Source organism: Nitrospinota bacterium (genome assembly GCA_029881495.1).
In the GTDB taxonomy this organism is placed as follows: Bacteria; Nitrospinota_A; UBA7883; order JACRGQ01; family JACRGQ01; genus JAOUMJ01.
The window spans coordinates 1-19,598 of sequence record JAOUMJ010000037.1; the positions used below are offsets into that span (position 1 = coordinate 1).

General features: G+C 52.0%; 17 protein-coding genes and 1 tRNA gene. 3 read left to right on the forward strand and 15 right to left on the reverse strand.

Going from position 1 to position 19,598, the window contains the following annotated elements:
• Positions 1-96: 96 nt before the first annotated feature.
• The 9 genes from OEY64_12135 to OEY64_12175 form a co-directional block, all read right to left on the reverse strand.
• A tRNA-Gly gene (locus OEY64_12135) sits at positions 97-171 on the reverse strand.
• Between the two features lie 91 nt (positions 172-262).
• Positions 263-607 carry a hypothetical protein gene (locus tag OEY64_12140; protein ID MDH5543701.1) on the reverse strand — a complete coding sequence of 115 codons (345 nt, stop codon included), beginning with the start codon at positions 605-607 and terminating at the stop codon, positions 263-265.
• Positions 608-763: 156 nt separating this feature from the next.
• Positions 764-1,009 carry a YfhL family 4Fe-4S dicluster ferredoxin gene (locus OEY64_12145; GenBank protein MDH5543702.1) on the reverse strand — a complete coding sequence of 82 codons (246 nt, stop codon included), beginning with the start codon at positions 1,007-1,009 and terminating at the stop codon, positions 764-766.
• 11 nt (positions 1,010-1,020) lie between these two features.
• On the reverse strand, positions 1,021-5,271 hold the full coding sequence (locus OEY64_12150) for an acyl-CoA dehydratase activase (protein ID MDH5543703.1): 4,251 nt from the start codon (positions 5,269-5,271) through the stop codon (positions 1,021-1,023).
• Positions 5,272-5,522: 251 nt separating this feature from the next.
• Positions 5,523-6,071, reverse strand: a complete 549-nt coding sequence (def, locus tag OEY64_12155) for a peptide deformylase (GenBank protein MDH5543704.1) — start codon at positions 6,069-6,071, stop codon at positions 5,523-5,525.
• Positions 6,064-6,303, reverse strand: a complete 240-nt coding sequence (locus tag OEY64_12160) for a (2Fe-2S)-binding protein (GenBank protein MDH5543705.1) — start codon at positions 6,301-6,303, stop codon at positions 6,064-6,066. The genes def and OEY64_12160 overlap by 8 nt, the downstream gene beginning before the upstream one ends.
• A 30-nt stretch (positions 6,304-6,333) precedes the next feature.
• Complete coding sequence (locus OEY64_12165; protein MDH5543706.1) at positions 6,334-6,690, reverse strand: hypothetical protein; 357 nt, start codon at positions 6,688-6,690, stop codon at positions 6,334-6,336.
• Between the two features lie 77 nt (positions 6,691-6,767).
• Positions 6,768-7,076: a zinc ribbon domain-containing protein gene (locus tag OEY64_12170; GenBank protein ID MDH5543707.1), complete on the reverse strand. Its 309-nt coding sequence runs from the start codon at positions 7,074-7,076 to the stop codon at positions 6,768-6,770.
• Between the two features lie 58 nt (positions 7,077-7,134).
• Complete coding sequence (locus tag OEY64_12175) at positions 7,135-8,052, reverse strand: branched-chain amino acid transaminase (protein MDH5543708.1); 918 nt, start codon at positions 8,050-8,052, stop codon at positions 7,135-7,137.
• Between the two features lie 122 nt (positions 8,053-8,174).
• Between OEY64_12175 and OEY64_12180 the strand changes: the two genes are divergently transcribed.
• Positions 8,175-8,519, forward strand: a complete 345-nt coding sequence (locus OEY64_12180; GenBank protein ID MDH5543709.1) for a 4a-hydroxytetrahydrobiopterin dehydratase — start codon at positions 8,175-8,177, stop codon at positions 8,517-8,519.
• A 324-nt stretch (positions 8,520-8,843) separates the two neighbouring features.
• Here the strand turns inward: OEY64_12180 and OEY64_12185 are convergent, their stop codons facing one another.
• The 4 genes from OEY64_12185 to OEY64_12200 all read right to left on the reverse strand — a co-directional run bounded on the left by OEY64_12185 (position 8,844) and on the right by OEY64_12200 (position 16,379).
• Positions 8,844-12,629: a chitobiase/beta-hexosaminidase C-terminal domain-containing protein gene (locus OEY64_12185; GenBank protein MDH5543710.1), complete on the reverse strand. Its 3,786-nt coding sequence runs from the start codon at positions 12,627-12,629 to the stop codon at positions 8,844-8,846.
• A gap of 497 nt (positions 12,630-13,126) precedes the next feature.
• The gene (locus tag OEY64_12190; protein ID MDH5543711.1) at positions 13,127-14,245 is read right to left on the reverse strand and encodes a sodium ion-translocating decarboxylase subunit beta; all 1,119 of its coding nucleotides are present in this window, start codon (positions 14,243-14,245) and stop codon (positions 13,127-13,129) included.
• 176 nt (positions 14,246-14,421) lie between these two features.
• Entirely contained in the window at positions 14,422-16,164 is a 1,743-nt protein-coding gene (gene oadA, locus OEY64_12195; protein ID MDH5543712.1) for a sodium-extruding oxaloacetate decarboxylase subunit alpha, read from the reverse strand.
• Positions 16,161-16,379 (reverse strand): OadG family protein, encoded by a 219-nt coding sequence (locus tag OEY64_12200; GenBank protein MDH5543713.1) that lies wholly within the window; start codon positions 16,377-16,379, stop codon positions 16,161-16,163. The genes oadA and OEY64_12200 overlap by 4 nt, the downstream gene beginning before the upstream one ends.
• A gap of 290 nt (positions 16,380-16,669) precedes the next feature.
• Here OEY64_12200 and OEY64_12205 point away from each other — a divergent pair, with 290 nt between their 5' ends.
• The gene (locus OEY64_12205) at positions 16,670-17,854 is read left to right on the forward strand and encodes a hypothetical protein (protein ID MDH5543714.1); all 1,185 of its coding nucleotides are present in this window, start codon (positions 16,670-16,672) and stop codon (positions 17,852-17,854) included.
• A 148-nt stretch (positions 17,855-18,002) separates the two neighbouring features.
• Here OEY64_12205 and OEY64_12210 read toward each other — a convergent pair whose 3' ends face one another.
• Positions 18,003-18,920 carry a septal ring lytic transglycosylase RlpA family protein gene (locus OEY64_12210; GenBank protein MDH5543715.1) on the reverse strand — a complete coding sequence of 306 codons (918 nt, stop codon included), beginning with the start codon at positions 18,918-18,920 and terminating at the stop codon, positions 18,003-18,005.
• A 17-nt stretch (positions 18,921-18,937) separates the two neighbouring features.
• On the opposite strand from OEY64_12210, the gene OEY64_12215 reads away from it, so the two are divergent.
• Positions 18,938-19,183 carry a DUF4911 domain-containing protein gene (locus OEY64_12215; protein MDH5543716.1) on the forward strand — a complete coding sequence of 82 codons (246 nt, stop codon included), beginning with the start codon at positions 18,938-18,940 and terminating at the stop codon, positions 19,181-19,183.
• 228 nt (positions 19,184-19,411) lie between these two features.
• On the opposite strand, the gene OEY64_12220 is transcribed toward OEY64_12215, so the two are convergent.
• Positions 19,412-19,598, reverse strand: a 187-nt coding sequence (locus tag OEY64_12220; protein ID MDH5543717.1) for a hypothetical protein, incomplete at its 5' end; no start/stop codon positions are given.

The following is a 19,598-nucleotide window of genomic DNA, read 5'->3' on the forward strand; positions in this document are numbered from 1 at the left end:
CGTTTTCGGGCGCGCCGGAGCCTCACGTTCGATCCCCTGTCGGGAAATCGGAACTGTTTGGAGCGTCGGTCTTGGCGGTATTATCGGGTTATTATTTGGAGCGGGAGACGGGGATCGAACCCGCAACATTCAGCTTGGGAAGCTGACACTCTACCATTGAGCTACTCCCGCACAATTTATGCAAAATGGATTATAGCAGAGACGGGGTGAAATTCAGCGCGGAATGGAAAGGGGCTTGTAAAACAGCTCCATCCTGAAAACATCAGAAAATATCGAGTTCGTCTTCCTCTTCGGCTACCGGTGCCGCTTCATACTCAGCCGGTTTTACGTCACGGATGTTTTTCAGGGTCTCCTGCTTTTTTCTCTCCTCTTCGGCTTCCTCGGCGATCCTCTCTTTTTCAGCCTGGTAGACTTTGAAGAAAGTATCAAAAACCGACAGACGTCCTATAAAGTGCTGGCGTATATCGTGGTCGAGGGTAATAGCTTTCAGCAGACTGGTAAGGGAGAGCAGGGCGATTATGGCAAATTCAATCATGAACAATACCCTGAAAACATCGTTCATGCCGACCAACTGCTGGAAATAGCCGAAAACTACACTCATATTCATACTGTGTGCGTTATCGGCAGTAAACCGCAAGTTCTTGAGATTATTTGAAAACCGGTTGAGGGAGCCCGGTTTAGGGTGACGAGGAAGAGCAACCCGGCCCCTTTTGAAAGGGCCGGGCCGTTAAAATCGGTTATCGGGATATAGTTAAATATCCGATTACTTTTGAAGTTCCTCATATTTTGCCTGAAGCTGTTCTTTTGTTTCTTCGTTATTCGGATCTTTCGGTATGCAGTCAACCGGACAGACCTCAACGCACTGCGGTTCGTCGTAGTGCCCAACGCACTCCGTGCACCGTACCGGATCTATAATGTAGATATCATCCCCTTCCGTAATAGCGCTGTTCGGACACTCAGGTTCGCAAACACCGCAATTTACGCATTCTTCAGTTATTATGAGAGCCACTAGTACACCTCCTATTGCTTAAAAGAACTATATTTTCCCAAATCATTTTTCTGGTTACAAAATTGCCCCGCCTGGAAGATAAATGCCTCCAGTCTGGAACGTCCATTATTCTCATCCATGCCGTCATAGTCAATATTCAACCACGGAATATTTCCATTCTGGTCCCTTACCTTTTTAGAGAGCGCGGTTACAACCGTACCGGGCATGCATGAAAACGGCAACAGGTTAATAATACCCGAACATCCTTTGTGTGCGTAATCAATTGCTTTCCCGATACTGAGTATCGATTCTCCCTCAAAAGTAGCTTCCAAGTACGGCCTGGACAATGCCAGCACTTCCTTAGTGGAAGGCTCATGCCAATTTAACAAATCTTTCTTGAAAGGTTCCACCAGTTTTTTTTCATCCGCTTTTTGCATCGCGTGGAAAAACTGGCCGCTGAAAATATCCTTGAGATTCCGGTCCTTTTTCCCGTTCGCGATGAATCGGTCGGTACAGTAGAGTATCCATTCGCTGAAAGGGGCGAGCCATGCTTCACCGCCAAGCTCCTCGATCTGCTCAATGATATGCTGATTGCTGAAGGGGTGGAAGCGGACATATATTTCCCCGACTATGCCGATTATCGGCCTCCTCTCGCTTTTGTCCACAGGCACCGAGCGGAATATCTCCCTGATATCCAGGATCCTCTTGAAGATGTCTTTACCGCCGTTCTCGACCGATTTTTCAATTATTTTCAGTGAAGTATCGTATGCGCTGTTCGCCGAGCCCTTGATGGTCTCATACGGTCTTGTTTCATGAAGGAGTTTCTGGATGATATCGGTAGCGAGGATCCCTCTCCACGCGATACGGCGGAAATCGGGAGAAATATGCTCAAAGCCGCCATACGCCCCCTCAGCCTCAGCGGACATCAACTCGGTATCCTCGTGCCCAAGTTTGTCGAGGAGTATCCGCAGCGTTGAATTGTACTGGCCGAAACGGCACGGGCCGTTGGTCCCCGGCATGAAAAAGATGCTCTTCCCGGGATTGAAATCACTCTTCATCACCTTCTTAACGATATCTCCCGTTGTGAGAGTGTATGGGATGCACTCCTTTCCGGAAGAATATTTCCGTCCTATCTCAAGCGACACCCTGTCGGTTTTCGGAAGTACCTCGGAATCCTGTCCGCACGACCTGAGCGCCGCCGCGAGAGGGTAGGCGTGATCGCACATGTAGGGGAGGTAGAGAACCTTCCTGAACCCGGTCGAGCTGGAAGGGATAGGCTTGGGAGCCGTCCTGTCGACGTATTTCCTGTTGTCGACATTTTCAAGTGAATCGAAAAATGCCTCGCATCTGGTAATCGCTCCCGCATCGGCGGAGTGCTCGTCCACCTCCAGGTGGAGGAACGGTTTCCCGTTCATCTGTCTCGTAACGTGGTAGGAGATGAATGAATCCGGGCCGCATTTGAAGTTTGAAATATAGATGGCGTTAAGCCTTGGGTTTTTCCTTATCGTTTCGGCGGCGGATATGAACCTCTGTCCGGAACGCCAGTACATGTTCGGATGCACTTCAAACGCTGGATCTTCAGGGAGCGACAGCATATCCATTGGAACCGCGATAACCCCCATGTCCTTCAGCTTTTTAGGGAGATCCATGTTTATTCCGTTGTCACAGCCGTTATAGGGGCGGCTGATTATCACAACGGCTCTCTGTCCGTCGCGAAGATTGTCAATAACCTCTGTTCCTCGGTTTCTCAATGCGGAATAGAACTCGTTCTGCGCCTTGCGCCCCTTCCTTACAGCCCGTTCCACAGCAGTCTGGCTGACCCCCATTTTTTTGCCGATACCGGCGAGTTCATTGGCGACCGACGCGTCCCCTCTCTGGAAATGGATCGGGGGCTCCCAGAGCTCCACATTGTTCTTTTTCAGGTCAACCGCCGTTTTGGCTATGTAGGAGTGCGCCTGGATAAGCGGGCAGCTCTTGCTGGTGTTGAACTTTGTATCGGGACTGCTAAGCGTAACTATGCTTGGCATGAAAAGGACGTCGACTTTTTTGTCGATAAGGTCGATCACATGGCCATGTATTATCTTTATCGGGAAGCAGGTCTCGGCGGTAACGTATTCAAGGGATGTGTTTATGACCTCCTGATTGGTTCTGCCGGAGAGGACGACTTCGCACCCTATCTCCTCAAGGAAAGTCTTGAAGAACGGGAAAAGCTCGTAGGTGAAGAGGATGCGCGGTATGCCGACAACTTTTTTCTTATCCCTGACAGCTTCCTTTTTGGACGCGTATTGTCCGAAGATCATCTGTTCCCTTTCGGCAAAGAGATCGGGGAGGTCGTTTTCCTTTTTCTTCTTGTCTTTTTCGAAAAGTTCGCATCTTGCGCCGTGGTAATGCGCCGCTTCTCCCTCGAATTTCACCCTCGATACGCCGCAGACGTTGTCGCACGCCTTGCATTCAAAGGTGGAGAGCTTGTAGGTTCTGTTGCGGAGGTCGAAGCCGATGAACCGGCTCTCCTTGTTCCCTTTTTTAACCATGCTCCGTCGCGCGATTATCGCGGCTCCAATCGCTCCGGTAACGTCGTGGTGCGGCGGGATGTGAATTTTCTTTCCGGTGACAGCTTCAAAAGCCGAGATTACCGCCTTGTTCCAGGCGACCCCCCCCTGGAAAAGCACCTTCTCCCCGATGATACGGTCACCTACGACCTGCAGGTAATTTTTGACGATCGAATAGGCAAGCCCTGCCGCCAAATCTGATGTCGCGGCCCCTTTCTGCTGGTGGGAAACAAGGTCTGATTCTATGAACACCGTACAGCGCTCGCCGAAACTTCCGGGTTTTTGGGAGTCAAAGGCGGCGTCTGAAAAATCCTTTTTGATGTCGAGTCCTAGGCGCTCTGCCTGCTCTTCGATGAAGGAACCGGTCCCCGCGGCGCAGACCTTATTCATCTCGAAATCTATGACGACGCCGTTGTTCAGGGAGATGTATTTTGAATCCTGCCCCCCTATCTCGAAAATGGTATCGGCATCAGGTATGAAATGGACGGCGGCGGTCGCTTGAGCGGTTATTTCGTTTCGCACTTCGTCAGCGCCTACAAAATCCCCTATCATGTATCTCCCCGATCCGGTCGTGCCCACGCCCTTGACGATGACTTTATCCCCAATCTCTTCCCCTATTTCAAGGAGGCCCTTGGTAACCGCTTCGATCGGGCGGCTCTGGGTGCGGAGATATCTTCTGGCGACGACCCTGTCCTCTCCATCGATGGCGACGACGTTTGTCGAGAGAGAGCCGATATCGATGCCGATATAGACCTCCGTCCCTTTTTCGATAGAATGGATATCTATTGAGTATTGACTGTCGTTCAGTTGTCCCGTCAGCGGATCGAGCGAGCCGGTAATCGATTTTTTTGTATTGAGGTATTCGTTCAGTGGCGCGTGGCCGAGGTAAGCGGTCTCCTGGCTGGAGTTCATTGCCGCAATAGCCGCCCCCAAGGCGCCTGCTTCCTTGTGAAGTTCGGGTATAAGGAGTTCCCCGTTTTCCAGCTCAAGCTCGTCTTCAAACGCCTTAACAACGCCGACGTTCGCCGCGACACCGCCGATAAACGCAATAGGCTTTGTAAAGAGTTTTCCCTGGGCGACATTGGCCTTGAAACTTCTTGCAACGGCGTAGCAGAGGCCGGCGGCTATATCGAAGTCGGGGGTTCCTACCTGTTGAAGATGTATCATGTCCGATTTCGCAAAGACGCTGCATCGTCCGGCTACTCTTGGGGGTTTTTTCGATTTTAGGGACATGTCGGCGAACTCTTCTATTGTGTAATTCATTCTGGAAGCCTGCTGATCCAGGAAGGAGCCGGTCCCCGCCGCGCAGGCGGTATTCATGGCAAAGTCTTCAAGAACTGCGGATTTGGTTCCATTTGAGGTCGGTTTCATTGTGATGAATTTGGAGTCCTGCCCCCCCATCTCAATTACGGTTTTTATCTCCGGGTTGATGAAGGCGATGGCGGTCGAGTGGGCGACAACTTCGTTGAAAAATTCGGCTCCGATGATGCTTGCCGCAAGCTCTCCACCGGTACCGGTGGTACCGCAACGGCTTATTTTCTGGCCCGGGAACTTTTTCTCGATGTCCAAAATGATGTTTTCGAGCACCGGGAGCGGTTTGCCGAGCATTCGGCGGTAATAACGTTTAAGGACATTCCTCTCGCCGTCGAGCAGAACAGCTTTTACGCTAATTGAACCGATATCTATTCCAAGGAATAAATTATTAATAGCAACCTCCCGATGGTAAAAAATCACTCGAAAGCAGGATAATTTGTATATTCCTCACTGCCAAATCCTATTTCGACACACGGTACTAACGGATTTATCTCCCCCTGGGAAGAAATCTTTTCGAAATAACCGTGCATAAAATATAGCATATAAAACCCCACAACGGTTATTTAACGTAAGGGGCAACCGATTACTTTCCGAATGCAGAAGCTTTATTGTATGGCGTTGATAAGTTATTGAAAAAAGAGGGTTATTGTGGTGCGGGTGTACGGGGTAGTTTAAAGTTCATCGGTCATGTATTTATTGTATTCCGCGGTAAAGCAGAGGGAGGTCATATCTTCCATTCGGTCGACAAATACCTTGCCGTACAGGTGGTCGATTTCGTGTTGCAGCACTATCGCGAAAAAACCTTCAGCCTTTATGTCGATATTTTTTCCTTCGCGGGTTTTGGCTTCGACTTTTATCCTTGTCGACCGTTTTACTTTCCCCCAGAGATCCTTTAGCGAAAGGCACCCTTCCCACCCTTCGGCAAGATCTTTTGAAAATTCCACGATTTTTGGATTTAGCAGGATGGTAAGGGGGAAGTCCCCCCCCCTGTTTTCCCTCGATTCGATGACGATGATCTGTTTTGAAAAAGATACCTGCGGAGCGGCGAGCCCCGCGCCGTTGTATTCCCTCATTGTTGCAATCATTGAATCGATAAAATGAGAGGTGGAAGGGTGTAATATCTCCTGATCGGTCAGCGGCGCCGCGGGGATCCTGAGGACGGGGTTCCCCAGCTGGGCAATTTTCAGGATCGAAGGTTGCCCCTTGTAGATATCACCCAAGGTATTTTGCCCTGTATTCATGGAAAAGGGATCTGGCTCCCGGGAGACACTTCCCTTTTCCATTTCCTATCCCGGTTTTTTCCTGAAACTTTTCAAACGTATCAATTCCGGAGATGACCCCGGTTTCAATGTCATGTTCGGAAATGCCGTGGCAAGAGCAGATTATGTTTTTCTCTTTGTCGAATGGGGAAGCTTTCCGGTTTGCCGGTCTTCCATGATCGATGTTTTCCATATATTGAATCAAATGCCTATAAGTAAGCGCCTATTCAGTGCGGTATTCACGGATCTTTATTCCACCGGGATGTTCGACGAGTTTGCCCCTTTCCGGAAGTTTGGGGCTGAATGCCGATACAAAGGGGTTGTAGGTGGCGCCAACCTTCACTCTTGGGCTTGCCGGGTAATGCAGGTCGAACAGGAGGCCAACGCCAACGCGCTCATCGAACCTCAGTTTGAAATTCCATTTGCTCTGTCCTTCCCCGTCTGTCGAAACATCGAGAACGGTGACCTTGTCGTGAGTTGTTTCCATGAAGCGGATCGATTCAGGGATCACGGTTCCCGAGAATTTCAGGTTGCATTCGACATTGTAAATGTCACCGGACGACGATACGGTCTTGCACATGACAGTGGCCGGGATCGTCGGCTTTGTGGCGTACGAGTTTACAGCCAGGAGCGCGATAAATAGCGGAATAACAAATATTAAGCCGCTTTTGTTCCTTTTGATTTTCCCTTCTCCTTTTTGCTGTCACCGGAGGATGTTGTTGTTTCACTGCCGCCAGTAGCGGCGCTTGATGTTGACGTCGATTTGGCTGATTCGCCTGAGGAGCCTGAAGAACCGTATCCGTCCTTGTACCATCCCCCACCTTTAAGGTGGAAAGAGCCGAGGGAGATCAGCTTTTTCATTTTAGCGCCGCATTCGGGGCATTTTCTGGCTGAATTATCGGAAATCCCGTGAAGGACCTCAAACTCGCGTTCGCATTTCGGGCATCCATACTCATAAATTGGCATATTTTATGTAACTCCTTGTCTATCAAGTGTAGCAGATAATACCCATATAAGGTCAATATTAGATAAAATCAAGCCACTTTGAATATTTTTTCTCCTGACCCTTTAGCGCCTTGAAATAGACCTCCTGTATTTTGGTGGTCAACGGCCCGCGTTTGCCGCTGCCGATTTTCCTTCTGTCGATCTCGCGTATCGGGGTGAGCTCCGCCGCTGTCCCTGTAAGGAACGCCTCGTCGGCTATATAAACCTCATCCCTCGGGAAATACTGTTCCTCAACGCGAATGCCGAGGTCGCGCGCAACCTCAATAACGCTTTCGCGGGATATCCCTTCAAGGATGGAAACGAGCGGCGGTGTTTTGAGAATGCCGTTCCTGATGACGAATATGTTTTCACCCGAACCTTCGGCAACGTTGCCAAGAGGGTCAAGCAGGATCGCTTCGTCGAATCCGTTCCTTATCGCGTCCTGTTTTGCCAGGACGGAGTTGAAATAGACCCCTGTTACCTTGGCTTTTGTCATTGCGATATTCGGATGGTGCCTTGTGAAGGAGGATATGGTGACGGATATGCCGTTTTCCAGAGCTTCCTTGCCGAGATAGGTGCCCCATTCCCACGCCGCGATAGCGGTATGAACGTCGAGACCGGTCGGATTGAGGCCCCTCCCCTTTGTTCCAAGCCAGACAAGGGGGCGGATGTAGCACTCTTTCAGTCCGTTCTTGCGGATAGTCTCCTTTGTCGCTTCGGCGATCTCATCCTTGCTGAACGGGATCTCGTATCCCATGATATGCGCCGAGTTGAAGAGCCGGTCCACGTGCTCCTTGTGCCTGAAGATGGCCGGGCCTTTATCGGTGTTGTAACAGCGTACCCCTTCGAATATGCCGGTGCCGTAGTGGAGCGAATGTGTAAGAACATGAACGTTCGCCTCGTCCCAAGGGACCAGCTTGCCGTCCATCCATATCAGTTTGCTGTTTGGTGCGCTCATAAAGGGGAAAGTTTATCTTTGAAGCGTCGGATTGTCAAACATTGTCGCCGGGTGGATGGAGGGGGTGGTGGTGTAAAATGGTAATTGAAGAATTTGTCAACATTTTATGAGAGGACAAGGAAATGAAAGAGCAGATAGGAGCATGCTCCTTGACCGACAAGAAGTGCGTGCCATGTGAAGGCGGCATCCCCCCCAAGACGGAAAGCGAGGCAAAAGAGCTTTTGAAACAGCTTGACGGCTGGATATTGAAGGATGGGAAGATCGAGAAGAGTTTCGGTTTCAAGGATTTTTACGAGACGATAGAGTTCGTAAACGGCGTGGCGTGGATATGCAACAGGGAAGGGCACCATCCCGACCTGGAGGTTTCGTATAACAAATGCAGGGTCGTCTTCTGGACGCACGCTATAGGCGGATTGTCGGAAAACGATTTCATCTGCGCCGCCAAGGTCGACAGGCTTTTCGAGTAGCTCTACGCCATGCTCGCAATGACGACGATGTGACTGTCATCGCTGAAAGAGTCAGGTATTTCGGGGAGAGTATTTGTTATCCCCGTGAAACCGGGCTCCAGTCCTACAGTCTAATTAAAGTATAAAATACAGGATAGCCTCCTGCGCGGGGATGGCAGGAAAGCGGAAAGATTGCTTCGCTATCCTCGCTAATGATGTGAGCCGACGACGTGGCAAAAAAAAAGGGTCCCGCGGTCTCCCGCGGAACCCCAAACTCAATTCAGGTCAACCGCCCCGATCCCCCCTTGTAAAGGGTGGGGAGCAGGGCGCGCCTGATATCCTTCTCTAGTTCTCCCTCCTGTATGCAAGAGTTCCGAATCCGAACGCAAGCATCAGCGAAAGGAGACCGGTGTATGCCGGGTACTCGATGGCGTAGACTACCGGCGCAAGGCCAAGCCTTACAGCCGACCTCATTGCCGGCGATTCGGCTATGAAGTCCGCAACATATGGGGAGTAGGTGTAGTAGAGGTCTACCGCCACTCTTCCCGCCTCGCTGTTGAGGAGGGTGCTGTCGCGGAAATCACGGAGCGTTTTAACGTGCGGGTCGAGGTAGCTTCCGTAAGCCGCTGTAGCAATGAAGCATCCGCCGCCGCCGTCGCCGCCGCCGTTGTCACAGCCGGGCTGGCCAGGGCCGCCGCATCCGCCGTCGTAACCACCGCCACCGTTGCCGCCTGTGTTAAAAGTGTATGTCTGCGACTGGACAGCTTCGGTATTACCCATGACGTCGACCGAGAAGTACTGCAACGTCGTGGTTTCCGAGATGTATATTGCCCCGGCGTAGAGGGTCGACGAAGTCGTCGGGGTGGAGCCATCCGTGGTGTAGTAGGTGGCCGCGCAACCCGACTCATAGTCGCTACATGACAGATTGACATCGATAGGTGAGTAGATTGTCTGTCCCCACTGGTCGACGCTCGTATAAGGAGCATTTGTATCCAAACGGACGGCGACAGTCACTGTATCCTCGGAGTTGCCCATGTTGTCCACGGAGAAGAACTTCACGTCGATCCCATAGGTTATCTCTATCGGTCCGGTATAGAGGTTGGCGTCGGTAGCCGTCGGGTTCGACCAGTCGGTGGTGTAGTAGGTGGCCGCGCAATCAGAGCCACCCAGGTTGTCCGTGCAGACAAGGGAGATTGTCGTTCCGTATGTAACGTAGGTGTTGCCATCCGTACCTTGAACCGCGGTGCCGGTGGTAGCCTCTAACGTTGTTGTAGGCCTGGTCCCGTCTATAACGTAGACCTCGCTCTTTGCAACCTCGGCATTTCCAGCACCGTCCTTCGAGAGGAACTTAAGCGTTGCATTTTCCGCAAGGGTAATACCCGTGGTGTAGGTTGTCGTTGGTGTAGATCCGGTGTCCGAATAGAGGGTCTCGGCACAGCCTATCCCCCTGAAGTCGACACATTCAAAATTTGCGCTTACTGAACCGTACGATCCTCCAGCCGGGCTTGCATAGGTGACAGGCGCCGCCGCATCGCCGTCGAAATGGACGATAAGGCCGGCACCGCCGACACCATAGACGTCGTTGGCCTTCGAGCTGGCGTCACGCGACTCTGTCCCCCAGAACTTGAGGGCACTGTGGGTACCGGTATCCATCAGAGTCCATGTCGTGCCGTTGTAATGGTAGTTGTTTTGCCAACTGCTGCCCGCGAAGATGTCTCCGTTGCCGGTTCCCCAGAGATTGGTGAAAGTAGTGTTGGCGGCAACCAGGGAATCGGTCCAGTCCAGGCCGAGATTGGTCGAGCGGCGTATTGTTCCCGTTCCGTCTGTAGCATATATGTTTGCAAATCCGGTCGTGGCCCATACATCGTTGAAACTGTAGGTAACGTCACTCGGGAGCCAGATGCTTCCTCCGTTGGTTGATTTAAGGAAAACCTTGTCCCCTACAGCTATAACGTTGCTGGCGTCATCGGCCTTTATCGATTTAAGGTCAGCGAAGGTCCATGAGAGCTGTCTTGTCCAGGAGGTTCCGTTCCATTTCAGGATGGTACCGCCGTCGCCGACCGCCCATGCGTTATTCGCGTCAAAGACATGTACATCCCTCAGGTGCGGCATTACTCCGGCAGAACCGGTGCCCCATGATGTTCCGTCATAGATTGCCATAGCGCCGTTTGAATCCACTATCCTTATGTCGGTCGCATCTGTACCGTTGACAAAATACCAGTTCAGCACATTGGTATTCCTCTTCTGCTGCTGGTAGGTCCATACAGTGCCGTCGTAGCGCAATAAAGCGCCGCTGTCTCCGACCGCGTAGATGTTGTTAGCGGCGGTTCCCCATATGGATCGGATAGGCCCGACGGTACCTGATTGAGGTATTTTGGTCCAGACCGCTCCATCCCAGTGGATAATTGTTCCACCTGCGCCGACAGCGTAGACGTTATCGGCGGAGGTTCCCCAGACAGCATAGAGGTGATTAGAGTTGGCGGCGGTTCCTGCCGGCACTGTAGTCCTGGTGTTCGCCCAAGTGGATCCGTTGAAGTGGTAGATTTCACCGCTATTGCCGACCGCGAATACATGCCCTGCGGAACCCCATACCGCGTTCAGCTGTATGGTGCCGAGGCTATGAGCTACCGCGCCCCAGTCGATACCGTTAAATTTCTGGATGGTTCCGTTAAAGCCTACGGCGTAGACGTTGTTGTCCGCGTCACCCCATACGCCATACAGTGTGTTTCCGGTGTTGGAAGTCTCAAGGGTGCCACTCCACCCAAATAAATCGCGCTTGAGTATCTTACCGCTTGAGCCGACCGCGTAAACAGTGGTGCCTGAACCCCCGTCGATGCCGGTATCCCATACCGCGTAGAAGGGATTGGTATCAGTGGTAGAGGCAACCTTGGTCCACCCTTCGTTCATCGGGTTATATTCCCAGATCCATCCCAGGTTGCCAACGCCGAGGTACTTCCCTGAAAATGTCCGCGTGAAACCGACGGGGGTGGCAGACGCATTATTAGCTGTGTGGTTGGACCATGAAACTCCATCATATTCAAGGATCTGGCTGTAGGAGCCGACCGCCCATATGTTGGATGCGGAGGAGCCCATTATGCTTGTATAGCTACCCGAGGGTACGGTAACAGGTGTCCATGTTGCCCCGCTGATATGGTGGAAAAACGTGGTGCCCGGCCCGACCGCATAAATATCATCTGCCGTCGCGCCCCATATATCCGTAAGGGTGTTGGAGGTGACTGGAGCGGGGTTGATCCTTGTCCACGCTGAGCTGGCGATTTTGTAAAGTGCCCCGTAATAATCTCCGGCAATAATATCAGTCGCCGCGTTTCCGGAAGCATGGTAGATAAGTGAAGGTGGTGTGGATATCCCTAACAGGCCAAATATTCCTCCGCTAAGTTGGTAAATACTACCTCTTTCAGTAACGGCGACCACAGCCGTGGCAGAGGTGCCGCCTATATGCTCAAAAGGGAAGGACTCACCCGTCGGGCTTTTGTCTGTGAAGTTTGTCCCGTCGTACAGGAAAATTTTTCCGCCTCCTCCGGCGAAGTAGATGTTGGTGGCAGATGTACCCCAGATGGCATTTGTTTGTGTGTTCGAACCTGAGGACAATGAGTCGATGGCTGTGCCGTCAAAGTGATATATACGGCCGTAGTATGACCCGCAGTATACGTTGGTAGCGGAGGTTCCCCAGACGCTGAGGCAGTCGTCGTTCAGATATCCCGGAAAGGCGATTGTCTTCCAGCTTGTGCCTGCTGCGTTGGAATAGATCATTTTACCCTGGCTTCCGATGAATATCTCGCCTGTGGAGGCTCTCCATATCGAATAGTGGGGGTGGGAGAACCCTGTATTGACACGGCTCCATTTGTTCTCCACATTCCCGTTGTAGTAGAGGAGGCCATAGGAGGCGACCGCATATAGATCATTGGTGGTTCCGAAAAATCCGTTGATATCCCAGGTTGTTCCGGAGTTCATGACGAGCGTCTCGCTGGTTAGGCTGTTCGTTTTCAGGATGGTCCCCTTGCTTGCGCCGAAGTACATCTCTGTCGCTGAGACCCTGTGTGACGAAAGGATCGGAACGTCTGTCGGCGTCGGATTCTGGTGGCTCCAGCCCGCGGATGCTGATGTTGCCATTGAAGAAACTGATAACAGAACCGTGAACAGAAAGAGTGAATATATGCCCGGATTGCGTTTCAGACGATACATTTGTTTTGCCCCCATTATTTAATTGCAAATAAATAAAATTAAGTAAACTTTAAAAACCGAAAAGAAGTCACCTCCAAATATTGTTTCGTTTTGTTGTATACAAAAATGGTAGCATTATTTTTTCTTGAATTCAAACCGCAGGCCATTGAATAACAGCGAATTATGTATGTTAAATCATACAGCGAATAAAAAATGGAATGAAGCATTTCAGTAAATCGTTACTACTATCACGCAACTTCTTGAGATATAAAATGTAAGAAAAAAAACTTTTGATAAGAAAAAAATCTCACTGCAAAGTGTGATAAAAATAGCTATAAGCGGGTAACTAAAACTGATTCATCCGCAATTTTGGGCATATGTTTGCCCTAACAGCTCCGAGCGCGAGATCCTGCAACGGCTGAACATCCGGCAGGCCGGCGGTATTGCTATCCGAGCAGGGAGAGGAGCACACCTGCGGCGATGGCTGAGCCGATAACGCCGGAGACGTTCGGCCCCATCGCGTGCATCAGGAGGAAGTTCTTCGGATTCACTTCTACGCCGACTTTCTGTACAACTCTTGCCGCCATAGGTACGGCGGAAACGCCGGCCGCGCCGATGAGGGGATTTATCGTCTTTCCGGAGAGCCGATACATCACCTTTCCAAGAAGAACGCCGCTTGCGGTTCCGATGGAGAACGCAATCAGTCCGAGCACGATAATGCCGATCGACTGCACGGTGAGGAAATATTCCGCCTGCATCTTGGAGCCGACCGCGAGGGCGAGGAAGATCGTGGTTACGTTAAGTATCTCGTTCTGTGCCGCCTTGTTGAGGCGTTCCACCGCGCCGCACTCCTTTATGAGGTTGCCGAACATCAGCATCCCTACCAGCGGTACCGCGGAAGGGATGAAGAGTGCGCACATGAGAATTACCATCAGCGGGAAAATTATTTTTTCCATCTTCGTGACGTGGCGGAGCTGTTTCATCTCCACGGACATCTCTTCCTTCGAGCACAATGCCCTCATGATGGGGGGCTGGATGATAGGAACGAGCGCCATGTATGAATAGGCGGCGATAGCTATCGGGCCGAGGAGATGGTCGGCAAGCTTGCTTGTGAGATAGATCGCTGTTGGGCCGTCCGCGCCTCCGATGATGCCGATAGCCGCCGCTTCCTTGAGTGTAAATTCTATCGGGAAACCTGGGATATACTTCAGCGCGAGCGCTCCGAGGAGAGTGGAGAATATGCCGAACTGCGCCGCCGCCCCGAGGAGCGCCATTCTCGGATTCGCAATGAGCGGGCCGAAATCGGTGTGCGCGCCGACCCCCATGAATATAAGGAGCGGGAAGACGCCGGTGGCTATCCCTACATGATAAAGGTAGTAGAGGAAACCGCCGGGCATCATCATCTCCGCGCCCGGGACGTTTACCAATATCGCGCCAACGGCGATCGGGATCATGAGAAGCGGTTCGTAGCCCCTCCCAATACCGAGGTAGAGGAGTATCAGGCCTACGACTATCATGATGTAGTTCTTTCCGCTGGTCGTATTTATCCCGGTAGATTTCCACATCGACACGAATGCCCCGCTGATAGAGGTTATCCCGTGAGGAGCATCATCTTTCTCCGCGCTTTGATGCTGTGGCGCGCCAGCGGCATCTGCCGTTACCGGTGCCGAGAGGAGAAAGAAAGAGCCCGCAACGGCGAGGATAAGCATGGTTGTTCCTTTTATAAAGGCAGACCTCTTGATCATACGCCGATAATTGCCAGATGCTGTCCGGTGTGTACCTGTTCGCCTTGTGAAACGAGTATTCTGGAGACAGTGCCGGAACATGGGGCGATGATGTCGTTCTCCATCTTCATCGCTTCCATTATCATGACCACGTCACCTTCGTCTACCGCGTCCCCTTCGTTCTTTATTATCTTGAATATGGAGCCGGGGAGCGGAGCGGCAACAGGAGTTCCGTCTCCAGAGGCTTCGCTAGGCGCTGGGGCCGATTTTGCCGGCGCGGGTATTTTTATTGTCGGAGCGGATGGCGCCCCCCCTTCGTTCACGACGACGTTGTATGTCTTTCCATCGACCGTAACGGCGTAAGCGGCGGGACCGCCTGCCGCTCCTTTCGAAGCGGGTTTTGCCGGTTCATCGAAGAAGTCGGCGGGGCATGTTCCCCTCTCCTTGAAATATTTCTCCGCTATCTGCGGGAAAAGGGCATAAACCATCACATCCTCGTCGTTCTTCCCCGGGAGTTCTTTCCTCATCTTTTCCAGTTCCGGCTCGAGGTTGTCAGCCGGTCTGCATGTGACAGGCTCCTTCCCGCCAAGCACCTTTGCCTGGAGTTCCTTGTCCGGATGGGCCGGGAGTTTTCCATAGTTCCCTCTCAGCACCTCGGAAGATTCCTTTGAAATCATCTTGTAGCGTTCACCCATAACGACGTTTAGAACCGCCTGCGTGCCGACTATCTGCGATGTCGGGGTCACGAGCGGGGGGTATCCGAGCTCTTTCCTTACGCGCGGGACCTCTTCCAGCACCTTGTCTATCTTGTCGATGGCGTTCTGCTGTTTGAGCTGGCTTTCGAGGTTGGAGATCATCCCCCCCGGTATCTGCGATTTAAGGATGTTTACGTCAACCCCGGTGAATGAGCTGAGGTACTTTTTATATTTTTCCCTTACTCCGGCGAAATATGTCCCTATCTCTATCGCCGTGTCTAGGTCGACGCCGGTGTCATGAGGGGTGCCTTTGAGCATAGCGACCACCGTCTCGGTCGGCGGATGGGCGGTACCCTGCGAGAGGGAGGAGATGGAGCAGTCGAGGATGTCAATCCCCGCCTCAATAGCCCTCATGTAGGTGAAGTTGGCAAGGCCGGATGTGCAGTGGCTGTGGAGATGAAGCGGAACCTTTACCTTGCTCTTTATCTCCGATATCAGCTCGTATGCCGCTTCGGGATAGAGGAGACCCGCCATATCCTTTATACAGATGGTGTCGGAGCCCATCTTCTCCAGTTCGACCGCCATGTCGACAAACATCTTCGTGCTGTGCACCGGGCTTACTGTGTAGCTGATCGTCCCTTCGGCATGTTTTTTAAGATTCTTAACCGCCTTCATGGAGGTTTCGAGGTTGCGCAGGTCGTTCAGCGCGTCGAATACGCGGAAGACGTCTATCCCCGCCTCGGCGGAGAGCTCCACGAATCGAACCACGAGATCGTCGGCGTAATGTCGGTATCCGATAAGGTTCTGCCCGCGAAGGAGCATCTGGAAAGGGGTCTTCGGCATAAGTTTTTTAAGTTCCCTCACCCTCTGCCAGGGGTCCTCGTTCAGGAAGCGGACGCACGCGTCGAATGTTGCGCCCCCCCACATCTCTACCGACCAGAAACCGGCCTTTTCGATCTTTTCAGCTATCGGGAGCATATGCTCCGTCCTCATTCTTGTCGCAAGGAGTGACTGGTGCGAATCCCTGAGGGCCAACTCCGTGATATGTACCTTTTGTTTACTCACTTTTTTCTCCCCATATATTTGTGTACGGCGGCGGTGATGGCCGCTATCTCTCCCCCTTTGGAAACAGGAACCGCTACTTTCGCCACTTTGTCCGGGAAAAATTTCCCAATGGTTGAACTCATAATATCAACGAGCAGGATCAGAAAACTGAGGAATACGAATACAACAGTCATCCCCAGAACCATCAAGATAAGCCCGCTTTCAAAATCACTCATAGCCGGTGAATTTTAGCAGTATGCCCCATCAAGGGCAAGTTTTTCGGGGAAGAAAGCTGATTGTTTTGTTGTGCATATCGAATTTTTTTTTGGCCATATGGAAATGCCGTTGCGGTCTTTGCCGACGAGCTTTTTTTTGCCGGGAGATTCGGTTTTCCCCGTCGGGGATATGTGGTTGTATGTACGGGAAGAATAAAAAACTTGTAATGCTTTTGAGATAAATGTAACCTTTCCGGGCGTTATATTGGGAAAAGCATTTTGGAAATCAATTTTAAGGATGGATGGCAACAATGAAAAATACGATTCTTTCAATAGCCCTTTTCGCATCGGTAATGATGGTTACCGCGTGCGTTCCATTAGAGGAGGCAACAACTGCCGCAGATTCCTCTTTCCCTGCCAACCTTGTTGGCACATGGAATGAAGACAACGGTACAGACACCTATGTTTTCACAGGGTCGCAGGTGACGGTAGGGCCGTCTACAAATTTCTGGAAAGGGACATACGTTCCGATCAACGACCCGAACTTTCAGCCGACAGACAGCAATGTCTATACGGTAAAGAAGTCAACCGCGGGTACTTCCTATCAGGTCTTATATCTCTACGCCAGGGTGAATACTGAAGGCAAGGCGATACTAAGGATAAGCCAGGATGAAACAACCGCTAAAAGCTTGGCGACGGTGTTCAGTAAATCGACTGACACCAGCGAAACTGCTGATACCAATACTGATACCAATACCGATACCGATACCGGGAGTGAAACCAGCTTCAAGACCGACCTTGTAGGTTCTTGGAGCGAAGTGAGCGGTACGGATACATTTGATTTCACCACAACAGAGGTTACCGTGGGACCGACAACGAATTTCTGGGCAGGAACATATGTACGGATTACTGACAGTTCCTTCACAACAACCGATCCTGATGTCTACTTGGTTAAGGACTCAACCGCGGGTACTTCCTACCAGATCTTATATCTCTATGCCAAGGTAAATGCTGACGGCACTGCGACGATGAATATCAGCTCAGGCGAAGCCACCGCTATAAGCTTGGCATCGTCGTTCAGCAAATCGACCGGCACAACAACCGATACCTCGACCACAACCGGTGAAGCATGGGTCGGGACATGGAAGTACAGCAAAGTGGATTTTGGATCAAGCAGTCTGTCGGTCACGACACCATCAGATACAAATCAGTTCATTATTACAGCCAATGAGGTTCAGTTCGTGAATGCCCTGGACTTGGTCGGATATGAGAGTTTCGGACCCTGCACATGCGCCATTGCGCTTACGGCAACCGCTACAGCCGGGACATATACAGGCCTTGTCACTTCGAACAACTGCGGCCCGGTCGCATACCAGTACTTCATGGAATGGCCGGTAAATACCGCTCTTGATATCACCTTCGCGGCGACCGCGACGACCTTGACCATGACAGCCACCGATGGCACGGATACGGAGACATACACAGCGATCAAGTAAACACCGATTCAATGTAAGTCGATGCAATTCGATAAAAGGCCGGGCCTCAAAAGCCCGGCCTTTTTTTTGGCTCATTTGCTCAGTCCAGCGTGGCGGGAATGTTCAGTTTGGCATTTTAACAAAAAGAAAAGGGATATCACTCCCGCTCTCAGGGTTCGTTTGTGATTATCGCGCTGGTGCGGGCCGACATCTTGATGTCGCGCGCCGCCTTTGCCGCCTCCCCCCTGTCGGGGAACGGGCCGATAACCACCCGGTGAAGCGTGCCGATGCTTGTCTCCCGCTCATCCACGGTTGTAAGCGATCGGTATTTTGCCGGAATTTTCTCCGTGATCCTCTCTGCGTTTTGCTTTCGGGAGTAGGAGCCTGCCTGTATGTAGTACTCTCCGCTTCTTGCACCCCTTCCATCCGATCCGGAATTGCGTACCGCCGGCGCGGAGGGGGAACGTCTCATCATCTTTCCTGAATAGCGTCGTCCGCTGTTTTGGGTAGTGCCGTTGTTGTTCCCCCCTGTCAGGGCGGTGAGCCTCACCTTTGCCGTGCCTTTGCCGACCATATCTATATCTATCGCCGCCTGGTTGCTCAGGTCTATTATCCTGTCCTTCGCGAACGGCCCTCGGTCGTTCACGCGCACAGTGGTCGATTTGCCGTTCTCGAGATTCTCCACCTTCACCATCACGTTGAACGGGAGGGTGAGATGCGCGCATGTCCTCTCCATCTGGTCGTATATCTCTCCGTTGGCCGATTTCTTCGCGTGGAAATTCGGACCGTACCATGAAGCGACCCCCTCCTCGACATATCCGTCCGCGCTTGCCAGCGGGTAATAGGTTACGCCGTTCACCTCGTACGGTGTGCTTACCTTCACGGCGCCGGTTACCGGGGAGGGGATGGCGTCGACCGGGCCGTTGGAGAGGTTTTTCGGATTCGTAACGGAGTATTCGTAATTCGGCCTGAACGCACCTTTGGAGCGTTTGGCGATGCGTGGATCCCCTGCGCATGAGAGTTGCCAGAGGACGGCAGACAGAAATATCGCGATGGCGGTAAAGCTGTTGCCCTTTCGGATTAACATCGTATAGATTCTACTACATGAAGATGGAATCGAAAACGCCTGCTGTTGCTTCAAGACGAATAATCGTGAAGGTCGAAAGGGCGCTGATGTCGGACCTCCACTCGCTTGTGGAGGAGGTGGACCATCTGGCGATAGTGCGAACGCTAGACCCCGATCTTGGAATAGTGGAGCTTATCGCCACGGAGGATACATATGCCGACGCTCTGAAGCTCTGCACGTACTTCGTCGAGAGCCTGAACGCCGAGATACTCAGCCGGGGGTAGATCCGGGAAAGCAGGCGCCACCCGTGCACTTCTCCTTGATAGAAGGAGGGGGATAAATGCGGGTAATGCCGTGCGCGGAACATGGATGAAAAAGCCGCCACTCGTTGGCTAAACTATAAGGGGTGCTCCTAAAGCAGGGTATATTTAATAGAGAAGTTCCCCCCCCCTCCCTGCGCGCTAACGCGAATCGTGGCGATTGTTCTTCCTCCCCTCCTTGTGCGCCAGCGCCTAAGGAGGGGCGCAGGGGTGGTTCACGAAACCGTCATTGCGAGCGGAGCGAAGCAATCTCTCTTTTGCAGCCATGGGAGAGATCGCCACGGACTCCTTCGGACTCCTCGCGATGACAGCCACAGCATAGTCATTGCGAGCGGAGCGAAGCAATCTCTCTTTGGCGGCCATGGGAGAGATCGCCACG